Consider the following 16229-nt stretch of genomic DNA (forward strand, 5'->3'; position numbering starts at 1 on the left):
AGGAAGTGAAGCGGATATGGCAGCAGGTTTTATCGGTACGGTAATGAGCTGTCTCCTGATTTTACTGGCTGCTGCGGTGGCTCTGGCCGTCTGTGTGCAGTTTGTAAAACGGCGCGCTGTGGCGGCGATTGAGGATATGATGGGAGTGGAGGCAAGCGGATGTGTTCCGAAACTGGAGCAGATACGGGTACTGAAAGAAGCGGGGATATCCATTGCTCCGGCTGAAATGGAACAGGAATTTATTCTCGATCTTACGCCTTCGGAAAATGAGTATCTTGCCAGTCACCCATACTATGGATTCTGTATACTGGCCGGGAGCAGGAAGGCGCTGAACTGCGTCTATTCGACCGGGGACCGGGAGTGTATCTATCAGTGGGATTCCTACGGGAAGATATTAAATGGTCTGAAGGCGATATCCGGGCTGCCGTTTGAGGAGATCAGTGGGGAGGAACGTTATGTGGTAACCTTCCGTTTTCATGACCGTGCTTATCAATGGAAGGCCAGAAAAAACCGCGACTGGATGGATACCGGGATGGCGGGATTTTTAAACCGGATTCTGGACCGGGAGGGCGGTGCAGAACAACGTTTCTATCTGGATAACAGCCATGAGGCACCATTGTATTTATATGCAACGGCATCCATGGCAGACAGCGTGAACAGGGAGACAGGCCTTAAGTTCCGAATGGCGAAAGCGGCCCATTCCCGTTGACAGCAGCCCGTTTGCAGTGACAGCGGCAGAGGAGGGAAGAAAATGGAATTTAATAGAATACTGGCGGCCTGCGTTGTTGTGGCAGCAGCGGTATGGGCTCTGGAACGCGGTCTTAAGCAGGCAGCGGAGAAGAATCGTCAGAGAGATGAGTATCGGGTTTATGAGAATGCAGGGGGACTTCTCCTTACGATTGTGATCGCGTTGATTGTGCTCCTTTTCGTCTGGAGAGCGGTGTATCCCGAATATCTGAATGGGAAAAACAGCCTGTTTTTTTATGCAATAGGTGTCTGTGCCTTTGTGAACTTGGCCAGGGAAATTTTTCTGTTCTTTACAATGCGGATTACGGTCACCTCCATGGAGATTACGTACCGGGACAGAAGCGGAAGAATACAGACGACGGGAATATCCGGGCTTCATGTGACGGAGTCGGCAGGCAGACAGTCGAAACCCGGAAAGATCGAGGTATTTGACAGGGAGGGAAGACGGTTATTCTGGATTCGCTCCAATCTGGTGAATGCGGAATATTTTATGAAGGACATGGAGAGCCGGAAGATCCGGCGCAGTGCAGGTGGGATATGGAATGGATAAGAGCAGAAGAGGAAAAAAACAGATAATAGCAGCCGGCGTGGTCTGCGTGATGGCGGCCATCCTGTGCGCGTTCTATGGGTACGCGGTCTATTGCGGCCTGATTCAGTTTAATAATCCTTCACAGAAGCGGTATCCGGTACGCGGTGTGGATGTCTCCCGCTATCAGGGGACCATCGACTGGCCGGTTCTGGCGGCGCAGGATCTGGATTTTGCATACATAAAGGCGACAGAGGGAAGCTCTCATACGGATGAGAAGTTTGCGGAGAACTGGGAAGCGGCGAAGGACACGGGACTCAGGATCGGGGCATACCATTTTTTCAGCTTTGACAGCCCGGGAGAGAGCCAGCTGAAGCATTTTACAGAGACAGTACCAGCCTTCCGGCAAATGCTTCCGCCAGTGGTTGATTTCGAATTCTATGGCGATAAGAAAGTAAATCCGCCCGATCGAGAGACGGTATGCGCGCAGCTGGATGTGATGCTGCAGGGGCTGGAGGCACATTATGGCGTCAAACCGGTGCTCTATGCGACGGAAGATACGATGCATTTATATTTGGAAGGAAGATATGAGGAGTATCCTCTTTGGATTAGAAACGTGATGAAGAAACCGGAGACAGGTAACTGGAACTGGGTGTTCTGGCAGTATACAAACCGGAAAAAGCTGAACGGATACGAGGGAGATGAAACGTATATTGACATGAATGTGTTTGGGGGCGACCGTGATGAATGGGAATTCTGGTCCAGGAATTACGAGATGGGCTGGAACTACAGGCCAGGCTGGGGAAGCTTCCGCCCGGATCCGCAGTACAGCGGCGACGGCCGCTATCTGGCGGTTCAGGACGTGGTGACAGATGAGAGCACCGGTCTGCAATCGGTTCGGGTGACGATTCAGGATGGAGAGAGCGGAGAACGTATTTTTGCCTTTATCACGGACCGTGCGCGGGATTTCCGGGGAATCTGCTGGGAACCGGGAACGGACCGGATATGGACGCAGTCTGCCGATACCGGACTTCGGTGTTATGAATGTACGGAACAGGAATGGAAATACAATCCGGAGGCGCAACGCCCTGCCGCCGTGATATCTAAATACGATTCGTATGACGGAAACGGATAGGAGAACGTGGGAAGAGAAGATAATGCCTCTTCCGCCGCGGGACAGGAACATGAAGGAGTAAAGGATGGAGAATAAGAACGACAATTCAAAAAATAATAAATGGAAGAAGATGAGCGTGTTTTTAAGCCTGGTTCTTCGCCATCAGCCAGATGCGGCCGGCATCACGCTGGACGAACATGGCTGGGCTGATGTGGAGGAATTGATTGAGGGATTTCAGAAAACAGGAAGGCCTCTGGATCTGGAAATGCTGAAGGAGATTGTGAGAACAGATGAAAAGGGGCGTTACCGCATGAGCGAAGACGGTACGCTGATCCGGGCAAACCAGGGCCACAGTATTCCGGTGGATGTGGAACTGAAAGAAACGAAACCGCCCAAAGTGCTGTATCATGGGACGGCGGAGCGTTTTCTCCCATCCATTATGGCTCAGGGGCTGAAATCCATGAGCCGGCTGTACGTCCATCTGTCCGGGGATTATGAAACGGCTGTAAAGGTTGGAAAAAGGCACGGAAAGCCGGTGGTATTGAGCGTCGATACGGAAAGAATGATGAGAGCCGGAGCGGTATTTTACCAGTCTGAAAACGGAGTGTGGCTGACCGGACCGGTGGAGAGTAAATATCTGAAAGTCATGGACAGAGAATAAGGTGACGGAGGAAGCAGTATGGAGAGATGGTTGGTAACAGGAGCAAACGGATTTCTAGGCTCCAGGCTTATGAAATTTTACCAGGAAAAATATGAGATAACGGGAGCACATCACGGGAATCTGGATATCACGGATGAGGCAGCGGCGGCAGAATTCGTGAGAGCGGCGGCCCCACAGCTGGTTATTCACTGCGCGGCTATCTCCAACACCGGGACCTGCCAGGAAAATCCGGGCCTGTCGGAGGCGGTCAATGTGAACGGGGCTGTGAACCTGGCACGGGCCTGCAGGGAGACCGGGAGCAGGCTGATCTTTATGAGCTCGGATCAGATTTACGCGGGAAACCGGACCATGGTACCGGCGAAGGAGGAGAATACTCCGGAGCTGGTCAATGTCTACGGGCTTCACAAACGGCAGGCAGAGGAGGAGATTATGGCCATACTTCCGGACTCGGTGTGCCTCCGATTGCCGTGGATGTATGATTTCCCCTGGCGGGGGCTAAAGAGCAACAGCAACCTTCTGGGGAATTTACTGAAGGCTCTGATTCAAAACCGTCCATTGACGCTTCCGGTCCACGATTATCGCGGAATCACCTGGGCCATGGAGGTCGTGAAAAATATAGAGGCAGCGGGAACGCTTCCGGCGGGAATCTATAACTTTGGCAGCGGAGGTACGCTGTCCACATATGAGACGGCGAGAGCGGTTCTGGCGATGGTGACAGACGGAGAGGACAGAAGCGGACTTCTCATTCCTGACCAGGAGCGGTTTGCAGAACAGCCCAGGAACCTGCTGATGGATACAGAAAAAATACGAGGCTGTGGGATTGAATTTCCGGATACAGTGGAAGGGTTCCGCAGGTGTTTCGAGGAGAGTCCGGAATATATGACGGGGATGATCCGGCAGCGATAGGAATGGCCTTTCGCGGGGAAAAAGACATCAGAGTCGAAATGAGGGGAAGCCAGGGCGGAAAAGTGCCTTAACTTCCCGGTGAATTATCAGGGAAAAGTCGAAAAATGTAGAAAAACAGCGGAAAACCGAAGAATCGATTGTCAAAGCCGGAGTGAGTATGATATACTTTTTCCGGCTTTATGTCTGCCCGGAGTGAGGCGGCATAAGGCCGGATGCGGAATCTATGATTTATTCTGTTGTTGCAAAAGAAGGAAAGCTTTGGAGTCAGGAGGAAATTCTGGTGGTAAGGTTTAAAAATTACGTGAAGGCGGGAAGCCTTTCAGAGGCCTATGAGCTGAATCAGAAAAAGAGCAGTATTGTAGGCGGCGGTATGATGTGGCTGAAGCTTCAGAACCGCGTGAAAATGACCCTGATCGATTTGGCGGGACTGGGGCTCGATACGATCGAGGAGACGGATGAGGAATTCCGGATCGGCTGCATGTGCACCCTGCGCATGCTGGAGACACATGAGGGGCTGAATACATATTTTCAGGGAGTTTTTAAGGAGTGCACGCGGGCGATTGTGGGCGTTCAGTTTCGAAACGGGGCGACGGTCGGAGGCAGTGTGTTCGGAAGATTTGGTTTTTCCGATATCATGACCTGCCTGATGGCGCTCGATACTTATGTGGAGCTTTATCAGGGCGGAGTCGTCTCCTTGAAAGAGTTTAACCACATGAAATACGACCGCGATATTCTGGTGCGCATTATTATAAAAAAAGACGGCAGAAGGGCTGCTTACGCGGCTCAGAGACGATCCGGTACGGATTTCCCGCTGATTGCCTGCTGTGTGGCAAAAAAAGAGGGGACATGGTACGTATCGGTCGGAGCCAGGCCCTCCAGAGCGGAAGTGGTGGAAGTGGCGGCCGAGGACGGCAAGGTGGACTGCGGTGCCGTGGCGGAGCATTTTCGATTTGGAGACAATACGAGAGGAAGCGCCGAATACCGGAGGCATCTGACGGAAGTATACGCAGGGCGGCTGATGAAGCAGCTTGGCGGGGAGGTATAGAACGTGGAGATAGAATTTACTTTAAATGGAAAAGTGACGTATGCGGAGATCAAGGACGATACATCCCTGTTTGATTTACTCCGGGCAAAAGGCTGCTACAGTGTAAAATGCGGCTGTGAGACGGAAAACTGCGGCCTGTGCACCGTTCTGGTCGATGGGAAGTCGGTTCTCTCCTGTTCTATGCTGGCGGCCCGTGTTGATGACAAGGACGTGGTGACTCTGGAAGGCGTTCAGAAGGAAGCGGAAGAGTTTGGAATGTATCTGGCAGGAGAGGGAGCCGAACAGTGCGGATTCTGCAGCCCCGGCCTGATCATGAACGTGCTTGCAATGGAAAAGGAACTGAATCAGCCGGAAGAAGATGCAGTCAGGGAGTACCTGGCCGGCAATCTATGCCGGTGCAGCGGCTATATGGGCCAGATGAGGGCCATAAGAAAGTATCTGGCGAGGGGAGGAGAGGCGAGATGAAAATGGAAATGCATGCGGTAAATTCCCCTGTAGTAAAGGTGGATGCCAGGGCGCTGGTAACGGGAAAGCCTGTCTATACGGATGATTTGGCGCCGAAGGACAGCCTGATTGTAAAGGTGCTCCGCAGTCCTCACGCTCATGCCCTGATTAAGGCAATCGATGTGAAGGCCGCCTCCGAAGTGGACGGGATTGCCTGTGTACTGACTTATGAGGATGTGCCGGATAAGCGTTTTACCATGGCTGGCCAGACGTACCCGGAGCCAAGCCCCTATGACAGGCTGATTCTGGATAAGAGAATGCGTTTTGTGGGCGATGCGGCTGCGATTGTGGCGGGCGAGACGGAGGAGGCGGTTGATCACGCCCTTCGTCTGATCAAGGTAGAATATGAGGTGCTGGAGCCAATTCTCGATTTTCGGAAAGCGAAAGATAACTCCATTCTGGTTCATCCGGAAAAGAACTGGAAGAGCCTCTGCCCTGTAGGCGCGGACAACCGGCGTAATCTCTGCGCTTGCGGCGGTGAGGAAAATGGTGACGTGGATGCTGCGCTGGAACAGTGCGAGTATGTGATTGACCGCGTCTATCACACGAAGGCGAACCAGCAGGCCATGATGGAGACCTTCCGGGCTTATACGTATCTGGATACTTACGGCAGGCTGAACGTGGTGGCTTCCACGCAGATTCCATTTCACGTGAGAAGAATTCTCGCCCATGCGCTCGATGTGCCCAAGTCGAAGGTACGTGTGATTAAACCGAGAATCGGCGGCGGTTTCGGTGCAAAACAGACGGTAGTCGCGGAAGTCTATCCGGCTATCGTGACCATGAAGACGGGAAGGGCGGCCAAGATGGTCTACACCCGCTATGAGTCTCAGATTGCCTCATCTCCGCGCCATGAGATGGAGATCCGTGTGCGGCTGGGAGCGGATGCTGAGGGAACGATTAAGGCCATTGATGTCTATTCGCTCTCCAATACGGGAGCGTATGGAGAACACGGCCCGACAACGGTAGGCCTTTCCGGCCACAAATCGATTCCGCTTTACCGGACGCCGGAAGCGTTCCGTTTCCGTTACGATGTAGTCTATACGAATGTCATGTCTTCCGGCGCTTACCGGGGCTATGGAGCAACCCAGGGGATTTTTGCAGTGGAATCCGCAGTCAATGAACTGGCGGCTGCACTCCACATGGACCCGGTGGCGCTCCGGGAAAAGAACATGGTAAGAGAAGGCGATGTGATGCCTGCCTACTACGGTGAAAAGTTAAACAGCTGCGCTCTGGACCGCTGTATGGCGAGAGCGAAGGAGATGATCGGCTGGGATCAGAAAGCCCCCCGCGTGGATCTGGGCAATGGAAAGGTCCGCGGAGTCGGAGTCGCCATGGCTATGCAGGGCTCATCCATTTCCAATGTGGATGTGGGCTCTGTGGAGATCCGTGTCAATGACGATGGTTTCTACACTCTGCTGATCGGCGCCTCCGACATGGGCACCGGCTGCGATACGATTCTGGCGCAGATGGCCGCAGACTGTCTGGAGTGCGATATGGACCAGATTGTGGTTCACAGCAGCGATACGGATGTCTCTCCTTACGATTCCGGTTCCTATGCCTCCAGCACCACGTATCTGACGGGAATGGCGGTTGTCCGGGCCTGTGAGGAACTGAGGCAGAAAATCGTGGAAAAGGGAGCGGATTATTTAGGATGCGATGCAGCGCAGCTGGAATTTGACGGCAAACGGGTCTATCAGCCGGAAGGGGAATTAGAGATCTCCTTAAAGGATATCGGCAACCGCATCATGTGCTGCAACGAGAAGATGCTGTCAGCCGGATACACCCATACTTCCCCGGTATCACCGCCTCCATTTATGGTGGGAATGGCCGAGGTGGAAGTGGATACGGAGACCGGCGAGGTGGAACTGATCGATTACGCGGCCGTTGTTGACTGCGGAACCGTCATCAATCCGAATCTGGCGAGAGTTCAGACCGAGGGCGGAATCGCTCAGGGCATCGGTATGGCGCTGTATGAGGATATCACCTACACGAAGAAGGGTCACCTGATTGAAAATTCCTTCCTTCAATATAAGCTTCCAACCAGGATCGATGTGGGAAACATCCGGGTGGAATTTGAGAGCAGCTACGAGCCGACCGGCCCGTTTGGCGCAAAGTCCATCGGCGAGATCGTGATCAACACTCCGTCACCTGCCATCGCGGGCGCTGTGGCGAATGCGGTCGGAGTGCAGATTCGGGAGCTTCCGATCACTGCGGAAAAAGTGTATCGGGGGATGCGTGAGCAGGGAAAAGAGTAAAATAATAGAGGGACCGGAACATGAAATATTCTCAATGTTCTGGTCCCTCTTTTATGATAAGAAGAGTATAACATGAGAACGGCGCCGGTATAATAAGAAAATCAGTTGTTTTAGAAAGCAGCAGGGGGATCGTGGAGTGGTATAAAAACAAAATATCCTAAATTTTAGGGTAAAACAGAGTTGTTATATCCTAAAATTTAGGATATAATTATTGTAAGAGGAGGTGATGAAGTGGAGAATAAAACGTTTGCCATCAGAAGCCAGGCATCAGCAGAGGATATTATCAAAATTAGAAAACGGTTGAGTTTAACTCAGCAGAGACTGGCAGACTTTATGAATGTTTCAAAAAAAACAGTAGAATACTGGGAACGAAAAAAGAAACCAATTACAGGGCCTGTTGTCACTCTGTTAAAGATATTGGAAGAAAATCCCGCTTTAATGGAATACTATACAATCCCTGAGAGATGTTTTCCTTTAAGACTTTGGTATATGTATCATGATGAGATATGCTCGGTTATAGATGTAGACGAGAAAAACAGGAGAATCAAGCTTTATAATTTTACTGACAGCTATTTGAAAAGGGCCTTCGGCAGGAATTCGGAGCCGAACTACCAGGATTATGAGGAATTTATCGAATCGCGATGTTTCCCGAAAGACAGAGATAAGATGAAATTAATTTTAGATGATCTGGGAATACCGTTCTATGAGCCGATGCTGATCATTGAAAAGACAGAGGGCAAAATGGCGGAGGATGATTTCTGGATCAGAATTGAGAGGTGATCTCATATGACAGAATTATTTGAGCAGGACAGAAAGACGGATGACAGGCAGTCTTCTAAAGGAAATCAGTTAAAATGGTATAATGGGAATGCATGGTATAAAGCTGATTATACAGGCTATGAAGGTTTGGCGGAATATATGGTCTCCCATCTTCTGGTTCTGTCTGATCTGAAAAAGAATGATGTCTGTCTTTATGATACAGAGCAGATAAGATATAAAAAGAATATGTTTCATGGGTGTAAGAGTACGAATTTTTTATCGGATGGCTGGCAGTTGATTACATTGGAACGCTTGTTTAAAAACTTTTTTGGAGAGAGTTTGATGACAAGTATGTATAAAATTACTTCCTATGAAGAAAGAATTAAATTTATGGTAGATCAGATTATCCGAATAACCGGATTGACGGATTTTGGAAAGTATGTAAGCAGGCTTATTACAATTGACGCCCTTTTTCTGAATGAAGACAGGCATACCCACAATATAGCTGTTCTTATAGATTCATACAACCAATTTCACTACTGTCCTTTTTTTGATCATGGCGCCTCGCTGCTGTCAGATACCTCCATGGATTATCCTTTGAATCAGGAGGTATATCCGCTGATGAATGAAGTAAAATCCAAAATGTTTTGCAGCAGTTTTGATGAGCAGTTAGATATTGTGGAAAAACTGTATGGGAGGCAGATCACCTTTCGATTCACAAAGCAGGAGGTACACAGATTGATTATGTCAGAGCCATACTATCCAATAGAAATAAAAAACAGAGCAGAAGATATCCTTTTGTATCAGATGAAAAAGTACGCTTATTTATTCCTGTGAATTCAGCATTTATAATTATGCAGGGACTGCATATGTGAAACCGGACGGCCCCTTAAGTGTATTACCTGATAAGGTCCCGGGGGCCGTCCGGTTTCGTATATGATGAAAGTATTATTCACAGAAACTTACACAATGCTGCTCAATTTACTTTAAAAGCCCCTTCTCAGTCAAAAAGTCTTTTGCGACATCTTTTTCATCCTTCTGATCCACTTCCACAGCGTAGTTCATGGCGCGCATCTCATCGTCGGAGATCTGGCCTGTCAGTTTTTCCAGAGTTTCACTTAACTTGGGATATTTCTTTAAGGTATCCTGGCGGACTACGGTGGCGCCGTAATAGGTGGCAAAAATGTGCTGGTCATCTTCCAGCAGGGATACATCGGCCACGCTCAGCTGGGCGTCAGTGGTGTATGCATTGGTGACATCGATCTGCTTATCGGCCATGGCAGTGTACTTTAAGGCGATATCGATGTCCTTGACATCCTTGAAGTTCATGTTGTAGGCAGACGCTAAGTAATTGAAGCCATCCTCACGCTCCATGTAGTCGGGATTCCCTCCGAATACCAGCTGGTCTGACACGGCGGCCAGGTCTGTGAAGGTCTTGAGGGAATACTGGTCGGCAGCTTCTTTTCTCACTGCCAGGGTATAGGAATTCTGGAAGCCGTAGAGGCCGGTCCAGTGGAGTCCCATCTCTTCGTAGCCCTTCTGAAGATTCTCATAGAGGATATCGGGATCGTTCTCCTGTTCCTTCTTTAAAACGGTGAGCCAGCCGGTTCCGGTGTATTCCGGATATAAGTCGAAATCCCCCTTAAGCAGTGCCGGCTGGATGTTCGTGGTACCGCCGCCGACCCCTTTGGTAATCTCTACTTTTACACCAAGATCGTGCTCGATTAACTGGCCGATGATCTCGGTCAGTACGTACTGCTCTGTCATGGGCTTGGACGCGATCTTTATGGTGCCCTGTTCTTTTTTTGCGCATCCGCTAAGAGACAGCGCAGCGATGGCTGCGGTTCCGATGACAGCGGCTGTAGCCAGTTTTTTCCATTTTTTCATATCTGTTTCCTCCTGTGATCAATTTGTATTCCCGCGAGCAAGGGGTGACTTACGGCCCCGTGTGATGCGGAGTTTTCTATATAAAAGCAATGGGTTCCGCCTTAACCGGCCACCAGCCGGCGGACAAAATCCGTTGCAGGATGTTCCAGGAGCTGGGCTGGCGTACCGTCCTGAATGATATGTCCCTGATCCATGACGAGGACGCGGCTGCCAAGCTTTAAGGCTTCCTTGATATCGTGGGTGACAAAGACGATGGTTCCGCCCAGTTCCCCATGAATCCGAAGGATCTCCTCCTGAAGCCGCTTGCGGGTGATCTCGTCGACTGCGCCGAAGGGCTCGTCCATCAGGATGATCTTTGGAGAGTTCATCAGTGCTCTGGCGATTCCGACTCTCTGGCGCTGGCCTCCGGATAATTCGCTGGGATAGCGCTTCAGCATCTCTGCATCCAGACCGACGGTCTTCGCCAGCTGACGGGCGCGGGCCGCGATGGCCGCTTTGTCTGGGGACTTATAGAGATTCGGCACGTAGCAGATATTTTTCTCGATGGTCATATGCGGGAAGAGGCCGATCTCCTGAATGACATAGCCGATGCCCCGCCGCAGCTCATTGATATCTGTATGGGAAATGTCCGTGCCGTTGATACAGACGGTTCCCTGCTCCGGTGTGAGCAGCCCGTTCATCAGCTTCAGGGCTGTGGTCTTGCCGCAGCCGGAACTGCCGATCATGGTTAAAAATGTGCCCTGTTCCACACTTAAATTAAAATGTTCCAGGATCCGGTTTGGTCCATAGGACATGGTAATATCCTTTAATTCGATAACGCTCATGATAATCCTCCTTACAGCGGTCTGTCCCCTTACGGAGACAGATGCCATTTCTTACGAATATGACGTTCAATATAAGCCACCAGCTGATCGGATGCGAGAGCCACGAGGGCGATCAGGATGCTGCCCGCATACGTCATGGCGGCGTTGTTCGTCGTGATGCCCCGGTAGATGGCTACTCCCAGGCCGCCGGCTCCGATATAGGAGGCGATACCGCTGAGTGAGATCGTCATGACCACCATACTGCGGAGTCCCGCCACGATGACCGGGAGCGCCAGAGGCAGCTTGACCTTATAAAGAATCTGCCAGGGCGTACTTCCCATGCCCTTAGCCACCTCGATAGTGGATGCCTCAATGGTGGTGATGCCGGTATAGGTGTTGCGGACCATAGGCAGAAGCCCATAGATGGTGAGCGCGATGGTCGCAGTCTTATTGCCGATGCCGGTAAACGGGATTAAAAAGCCCAGCATGGAAATCGATGGAATCGTATAGGCCACGTTGATGACCCCGATGATCCATGTGGCGAACCGCCTGTGCTCGCTGATTAAAATACCGAGAAAGAGACCGATGGAGCCGGAAATGAGAATCGCTGTCGATGCGATCTTTATATGCTGAAGAATCAGCTCCTGGAAGAACGGCCAGCGTTCCGCGTAGAGGGAAAAGATTCCGTGAATCATGAGATGACCTCCATTCTGTCATTGGTATGAATGATACGTGGGATAGAACACACGTTCTGACTATTATACTACAAAAGTGGTGGGGAAGCAACCAGATTCTGGAAAAATAACAGAATGAAAATGAGGCCTGCCGGATTGACAGACCTCACTTTTATTTTTAGAAAAGAGTGCTTGTGATGGCGGAATTTCATTACTCTTTTTCGTAACCTTCGTAGGTGACAATACCCTGCTTATTCGTGCTGAAGTATTTGTCGTCGCCGTTCTTTAAGTTCTTCTTGCCCTTAGCGAGTTTTCCTGAGGTGCCGATTAAGTAGTCTTCGCCATTGTAAGATACAACCTCGTATTTTGCATCGCGGTCAGCCTTCAGCAGGCGGCCCTTGATGTAGATGGAATCGTCATAGATTCCGTTGTAGCCGGCGCCCTTATCGCTGCCGGACTTGCGGAAGTTGTAGGTGTATTTCTCGCCGTCGATATCGATGGTGGTCTTGCCGGTAGCCATGACGCCTTCCTTAGGAGAATCTCCGAAGTAGTATACGTCGCGCTCGTCAGCGGAATCCGGAAGATCGCTTTCTGCCTCGATCTCTTCGTAGGAATCGATCTTCTTGTCATCATCGAAGGTCAGCATATAGAGTCCGTGAAGCATTTCGCCCTTTTCGTTGAATGCGTAGCGGTAGTTGTTGATTGTCTTGATCTGGCTCTTGACGAGTTCGCCGTTGTTCTGAGCGTAGAACCAGTATTCTGTTCCGTCATCGTAAGCTTCAGGATCTACCTCTGCGCCTGGAATGGTCTTGAACCAGCCCTTGGCCAGCCAGCACTGTTCCGGAAGGTTGTAGTATAAGTTGCTTCCGCTTGCAGTTGTGGTGGAAGCCTTGGCATACCACTCGGATTCTGCTGCGCCGTTTTCATTGAAGCGGTATTTTAAACCGTTGATGGTCTTGGTGGTATCTTTTACTTTTTTACCGTTGCTACCGAAGTAGAACCAGTAGGTTCCGTCGAAGTTATCCTCTTCCGTATCCGGATCATCGACCTCCTGAAGGCTCCATGCGTTTAATACAGAAGCGCCGTCATCGGAGTTGCCGCAGTAGTACACGCCCTCTCTCCATGCGTCATCGCCGGTGATTCGTTCGGAATCCTCGCCAACCCATCCGAAGAGCATTCTTCCTTCTGAGTCAAACGCATATTTTTTCCATTCTCCGTTGGCTTTGCGGATCGATTTAAAGGAGGTCTTTCCGGAGCTGGAGGCCTTGTAGGCTTTTCCGTTGTTCTGGAAGTAGTACCAGTATGTCTCCGGTGAGTCCTCTTCCTCGTAATCGGAAGGAATTTCCCGCCATTCGTTGGATACCATGGCACCTACGGAGTTTACATAATAGTAGTCATCGTCATATTCAATGACGCTGCTCCTGGCCATATCTCCTGATGAATCGAGATAGAACCAGTTGTCGCCTGATTTCTTCCAGGCATCGGTCACTCTGCTTCCGCTGGAGTCGATATAGACCCAGTTGTCGCCTTCCATAGTCCAGCCCTGTGCTGCAAATGCTGTCATAGATGCGCCTATGGTAAATAGCGCGGCAGCACATGGAAGAATCCATTTTTTCATCTGTTTCTTCATAAATTAATTTCCCCTTTCAAAAGAAAATCGTATCCTTTCAGCAGCTCTCCTGCTGATAACACGACTTTAAACCATGGAGCGGCTCCAAGGTCAAGTGGAGTAAAAAAGGCGTAAGAATGCGTAAGAAAATAAGGAGAAATTAAGAGTAATGATGCTTGACATTGGAGCTGCTCCATGGTTTAAAATTAAAATTTTTTAGTAAAAAGATACTGGACATGTACCATAATAACCATATAATCCCAAGCCTGTCATGCTATGATAGCATTATAATGATAATGTCACTTACTAACCGTCATTTGTTGAAATCGACATCTTATTGTCAGATTATTATAATGAAGTTACAGGAGACAGGCAGGGCTGCAACAGAGAGGAAAACATTATGTATACAAAAACATTTCAGGTTGTCCAATACCTGGCTGACACTCTGGATAGTTATGTCACCTCCGGACAGCTGGGGGCACATCTGGGAGTCAGCAGCAGGATGATTCTTCGCTATGTCAAGGAAGCAGAAGCGCTGGGAAGGGAGAACGGATTTGAAATCCGTTCTTATAAGGGAAGGGGGTATCAAATAAAAATCACAGATCAGGTGCGCTGCCAGGCATTTTTTAAGGACATGGGAGGCCACACGGGCAGTCAGGGGGATGAGCTGATACGGGAAGTGGTGAGACGGATCCTGATCTGTGACGGATGTAAAATGGATGAGCTGGAAGAGCTGTTCAATTACAGCCGTTCCAGCATGTCCAGAATTACGACGCTGTCCAACTCCTATCTGGAGAATTTCGGACTGGAGCTGTTCAGCAAAGCCTATACGGGACTCTACATCAGCGGGAATGAGATCAGCATCCGGGACTGTATGTACCATCTGCTGGAAAAGACAGAGGAAGAGGAAATCTGGAACGCCCTCGATATCCGGGAGGTGCAGGAGAGGGATATTCGCAGGTGGATGGACAGATGCTTCAAAAAATACGGGCTCTGTGCAAAGGAAAAAGAAGAGCAGCAGTTTTTCAAATACCTGGCTATTACGATCAAGAGAATCTCTCTCGGAAAGGAGATTTACTTCGGCTATCTGGCTCATCTGGACGGAAAAGAGCCGTTCAAAGCGCAGATGAAGACGACCAGGTGTCTGTTAAAGAAGTATTTTCCCAATAACAGGCTGGAAGGGGAGTGCATGTATTTGACTCTGATCTGGATGCAGACGTTTGGCGGAAACAGCCGGATCAACCAGATCGACGAGCACAATCTCATGTTTTTCCACGGTCTGGTCATGAAGGGGCTGAAAAAAATCCAGGATAACTACGGTGTGGATTTGAACGGCGATGAAGTGCTGGTCAACGGCCTGATCCTCCATGTGGCCTCCAGTTACGGCAAATATCTGGTACATATGGAGACGGAGAATCCGTTTTATGAGGAACTGCAGAAGATCTATCCGACGGCCTACTATTACGCCATCGAGCTGGCGGAATGCATTACGGAGTACACAAAACAGAATCTCTCCGTCGGGGAACTGGGATTCCTCACCATGTACTTTGCATCTTCCCTGGAACAGGAGAATAAGATCCGTAAGTTTAAGACTGTTTTAATCAGTGAGACCATGCCTGGTGCTGCGCGCCTCTTAAAGAGCCGGCTGGAGCAGACCTATACCGGGCTGGAAGTAATGGATATGGGGAATTACAGAGAAGGAGATGCACTTCCGGAGGAGGCGGACTTTTATATCACGATGCTTCCCTGCGGCCAGGAGAGCAGCCTGGAAAAGGAAGTGGTCACAGTCAGCCCGTTTCTGAATGAAAAGGACCAGATGAGAATCAATTTCGCCCTGATGCGGTTAAAAAGGCGGGAAAGCTTAGAGACCCTGTGCAGGCGGGACGGTTTTTATCTGTGGGACAAGCCCATGAGAAAAAAAGGCGTGCTCACCAGAATCTGCGATCTGCTGATCGAGCAGGGACGGCTTTTAGAGGAACAGAAGATTGCCGTCATGAAGCGGGAGAATCTGGTGTCCACGGAGATATCGCCCTTTGCGGCACTGCCTCACTGTCTGATTGACGGAGAGAGCTTTTTCGTCTTCGTACTGATGAAAAATCCCGTTCCATGGGGAAAGGCCAACGTAAGGCTGGTGATCCTGGGCTGCTTTAAAAGAGGAGATGAGAAAATCAAGGAAGTGCTGGAACGATTGTTTCTGCTGGTATCGGATGAAGAGTGGATCAATAAACTGGCAGGCAGTAAATGCTATGAAGAATTTATTACATATTTAAGGGAATTTGATGGAGGGTACCTATGCTGACAGACATATTGACAAAGGACGTAGTCCGGCTGGATGTGGAAGGACTTACAACACCGGAGGAGGTAATTCATTTTAGTGGTCAGCTGTTAGTGAACAGTGGGAAAGTGAAGGAAACTTATATTGAAAAAATGGAGGAGGCATTCCATGACCTGGGTCCCTATATGGTCATGGCGCCGGGAATCGCAATGCCTCACGCAAGACCATCGGGAGATGTGTCTGAGCCCTGCATCAGCTTCATCAGGCTCAAAGAACCTGTGTCGTTTCATCACCCCTTTAATGATCCGGTGAGACTCGTGTTTGCTCTGGGCGGTGTGGAAAACGACAGCCATCTGGCATTGCTTCAGGAACTGGGGAGATTTCTGGAGGACGATAACGTCAGAGAACGGCTATTGACAATCACCTCTTACGGGGAACTGGCAAAATTAATATAGAAGGAGAAT

The 16229-nt window shown here is 49.9% G+C and carries 16 protein-coding genes; 12 read left to right on the forward strand and 4 right to left on the reverse strand.

Features of this window, described 5'->3' with window-relative positions:
* The first annotated feature begins 16 nt into the window (after positions 1–16).
* The 10 genes from H8S75_RS27250 (at position 17) to H8S75_RS27295 (ending at position 9354) form a co-directional block, all read left to right on the forward strand.
* The gene (locus H8S75_RS27250; RefSeq protein ID WP_187024215.1) at positions 17–709 is read left to right on the forward strand and encodes a hypothetical protein; all 693 of its coding nucleotides are present in this window, start codon (positions 17–19) and stop codon (positions 707–709) included.
* 42 nt (positions 710–751) lie between these two features.
* Positions 752–1297, forward strand: coding sequence for a DUF6560 family protein (locus H8S75_RS27255; protein WP_187024216.1), 546 nt, complete (start codon positions 752–754; stop codon positions 1295–1297).
* Positions 1290–2408, forward strand: a complete 1119-nt coding sequence (locus tag H8S75_RS27260; RefSeq protein ID WP_187024217.1) for a glycoside hydrolase family 25 protein — start codon at positions 1290–1292, stop codon at positions 2406–2408. Before H8S75_RS27255 ends, H8S75_RS27260 begins: the two co-directional genes overlap by 8 nt.
* Positions 2409–2472: 64 nt before the next feature.
* Positions 2473–3048 carry an RNA 2'-phosphotransferase gene (locus tag H8S75_RS27265; protein ID WP_187024218.1) on the forward strand — a complete coding sequence of 192 codons (576 nt, stop codon included), beginning with the start codon at positions 2473–2475 and terminating at the stop codon, positions 3046–3048.
* An 18-nt stretch (positions 3049–3066) separates the two neighbouring features.
* Positions 3067–3954 (forward strand): SDR family oxidoreductase, encoded by an 888-nt coding sequence (locus H8S75_RS27270; RefSeq protein WP_187024219.1) that lies wholly within the window; start codon positions 3067–3069, stop codon positions 3952–3954.
* Positions 3955–4234: 280 nt separating this feature from the next.
* Positions 4235–4999 carry an FAD binding domain-containing protein gene (locus H8S75_RS27275; RefSeq protein WP_187024220.1) on the forward strand — a complete coding sequence of 255 codons (765 nt, stop codon included), beginning with the start codon at positions 4235–4237 and terminating at the stop codon, positions 4997–4999.
* Between the two features lie 3 nt (positions 5000–5002).
* Positions 5003–5464: a (2Fe-2S)-binding protein gene (locus H8S75_RS27280; protein WP_187024221.1), complete on the forward strand. Its 462-nt coding sequence runs from the start codon at positions 5003–5005 to the stop codon at positions 5462–5464.
* 8 nt (positions 5465–5472) lie between these two features.
* Entirely contained in the window at positions 5473–7758 is a 2286-nt protein-coding gene (locus H8S75_RS27285; protein WP_187024268.1) for a xanthine dehydrogenase family protein molybdopterin-binding subunit, read from the forward strand.
* A 231-nt stretch (positions 7759–7989) separates the two neighbouring features.
* A complete protein-coding gene (locus tag H8S75_RS27290; RefSeq protein WP_025529170.1) occupies positions 7990–8538 on the forward strand; it encodes a helix-turn-helix domain-containing protein in 549 nt (182 codons plus the stop codon).
* A 6-nt stretch (positions 8539–8544) separates the two neighbouring features.
* Positions 8545–9354: a HipA domain-containing protein gene (locus tag H8S75_RS27295; protein ID WP_187024222.1), complete on the forward strand. Its 810-nt coding sequence runs from the start codon at positions 8545–8547 to the stop codon at positions 9352–9354.
* Positions 9355–9498: 144 nt separating this feature from the next.
* Here H8S75_RS27295 and H8S75_RS27300 read toward each other — a convergent pair whose 3' ends face one another.
* The 4 genes from H8S75_RS27300 to H8S75_RS27315 all read right to left on the reverse strand — a co-directional run bounded on the left by H8S75_RS27300 (position 9499) and on the right by H8S75_RS27315 (position 13511).
* A complete protein-coding gene (locus H8S75_RS27300; RefSeq protein ID WP_187024223.1) occupies positions 9499–10404 on the reverse strand; it encodes a glycine betaine ABC transporter substrate-binding protein in 906 nt (301 codons plus the stop codon).
* A 101-nt stretch (positions 10405–10505) separates the two neighbouring features.
* Positions 10506–11228, reverse strand: coding sequence for an ATP-binding cassette domain-containing protein (locus H8S75_RS27305; protein ID WP_187024224.1), 723 nt, complete (start codon positions 11226–11228; stop codon positions 10506–10508).
* Positions 11229–11257: 29 nt separating this feature from the next.
* Positions 11258–11902 (reverse strand): ABC transporter permease, encoded by a 645-nt coding sequence (locus H8S75_RS27310; protein ID WP_187024225.1) that lies wholly within the window; start codon positions 11900–11902, stop codon positions 11258–11260.
* 190 nt (positions 11903–12092) lie between these two features.
* Positions 12093–13511 (reverse strand): PspC-like choline-binding domain-containing protein, encoded by a 1419-nt coding sequence (locus tag H8S75_RS27315; protein WP_187024226.1) that lies wholly within the window; start codon positions 13509–13511, stop codon positions 12093–12095.
* A gap of 379 nt (positions 13512–13890) precedes the next feature.
* Between H8S75_RS27315 and H8S75_RS27320 the strand changes: the two genes are divergently transcribed.
* The gene (locus tag H8S75_RS27320) at positions 13891–15789 is read left to right on the forward strand and encodes a BglG family transcription antiterminator (protein ID WP_187024227.1); all 1899 of its coding nucleotides are present in this window, start codon (positions 13891–13893) and stop codon (positions 15787–15789) included.
* Positions 15783–16220: a PTS sugar transporter subunit IIA gene (locus H8S75_RS27325; protein ID WP_002601441.1), complete on the forward strand. Its 438-nt coding sequence runs from the start codon at positions 15783–15785 to the stop codon at positions 16218–16220. The genes H8S75_RS27320 and H8S75_RS27325 overlap by 7 nt, the downstream gene beginning before the upstream one ends.
* Positions 16221–16229 lie beyond the last annotated feature (9 nt).

It is taken from the genome of Hungatella hominis, from assembly GCF_014288005.1.
Lineage (GTDB): Bacteria > Bacillota > Clostridia > Lachnospirales > Lachnospiraceae > Hungatella > Hungatella effluvii.

Coding starts and splice junctions, on each gene's coding strand:
- H8S75_RS27320 (WP_187024227.1), top strand. CDS start 13,891: ATGTATACAAAAACATTTCAGGTTGTCCAATACCTGGCTGACACTCTG.
- H8S75_RS27255 (WP_187024216.1), top strand. CDS start 752: ATGGAATTTAATAGAATACTGGCGGCCTGCGTTGTTGTGGCAGCAGCG.
- H8S75_RS27270 (WP_187024219.1), top strand. CDS start 3,067: ATGGAGAGATGGTTGGTAACAGGAGCAAACGGATTTCTAGGCTCCAGG.
- H8S75_RS27305 (WP_187024224.1), bottom strand. CDS start 11,228: ATGAGCGTTATCGAATTAAAGGATATTACCATGTCCTATGGACCAAAC.
- H8S75_RS27315 (WP_187024226.1), bottom strand. CDS start 13,511: ATGAAGAAACAGATGAAAAAATGGATTCTTCCATGTGCTGCCGCGCTA.
- H8S75_RS27285 (WP_187024268.1), top strand. CDS start 5,473: ATGCATGCGGTAAATTCCCCTGTAGTAAAGGTGGATGCCAGGGCGCTG.
- H8S75_RS27250 (WP_187024215.1), top strand. CDS start 17: ATGGCAGCAGGTTTTATCGGTACGGTAATGAGCTGTCTCCTGATTTTA.
- H8S75_RS27325 (WP_002601441.1), top strand. CDS start 15,783: ATGCTGACAGACATATTGACAAAGGACGTAGTCCGGCTGGATGTGGAA.
- H8S75_RS27260 (WP_187024217.1), top strand. CDS start 1,290: ATGGATAAGAGCAGAAGAGGAAAAAAACAGATAATAGCAGCCGGCGTG.
- H8S75_RS27300 (WP_187024223.1), bottom strand. CDS start 10,404: ATGAAAAAATGGAAAAAACTGGCTACAGCCGCTGTCATCGGAACCGCA.
- H8S75_RS27265 (WP_187024218.1), top strand. CDS start 2,473: ATGGAGAATAAGAACGACAATTCAAAAAATAATAAATGGAAGAAGATG.
- H8S75_RS27295 (WP_187024222.1), top strand. CDS start 8,545: ATGACAGAATTATTTGAGCAGGACAGAAAGACGGATGACAGGCAGTCT.
- H8S75_RS27310 (WP_187024225.1), bottom strand. CDS start 11,902: ATGATTCACGGAATCTTTTCCCTCTACGCGGAACGCTGGCCGTTCTTC.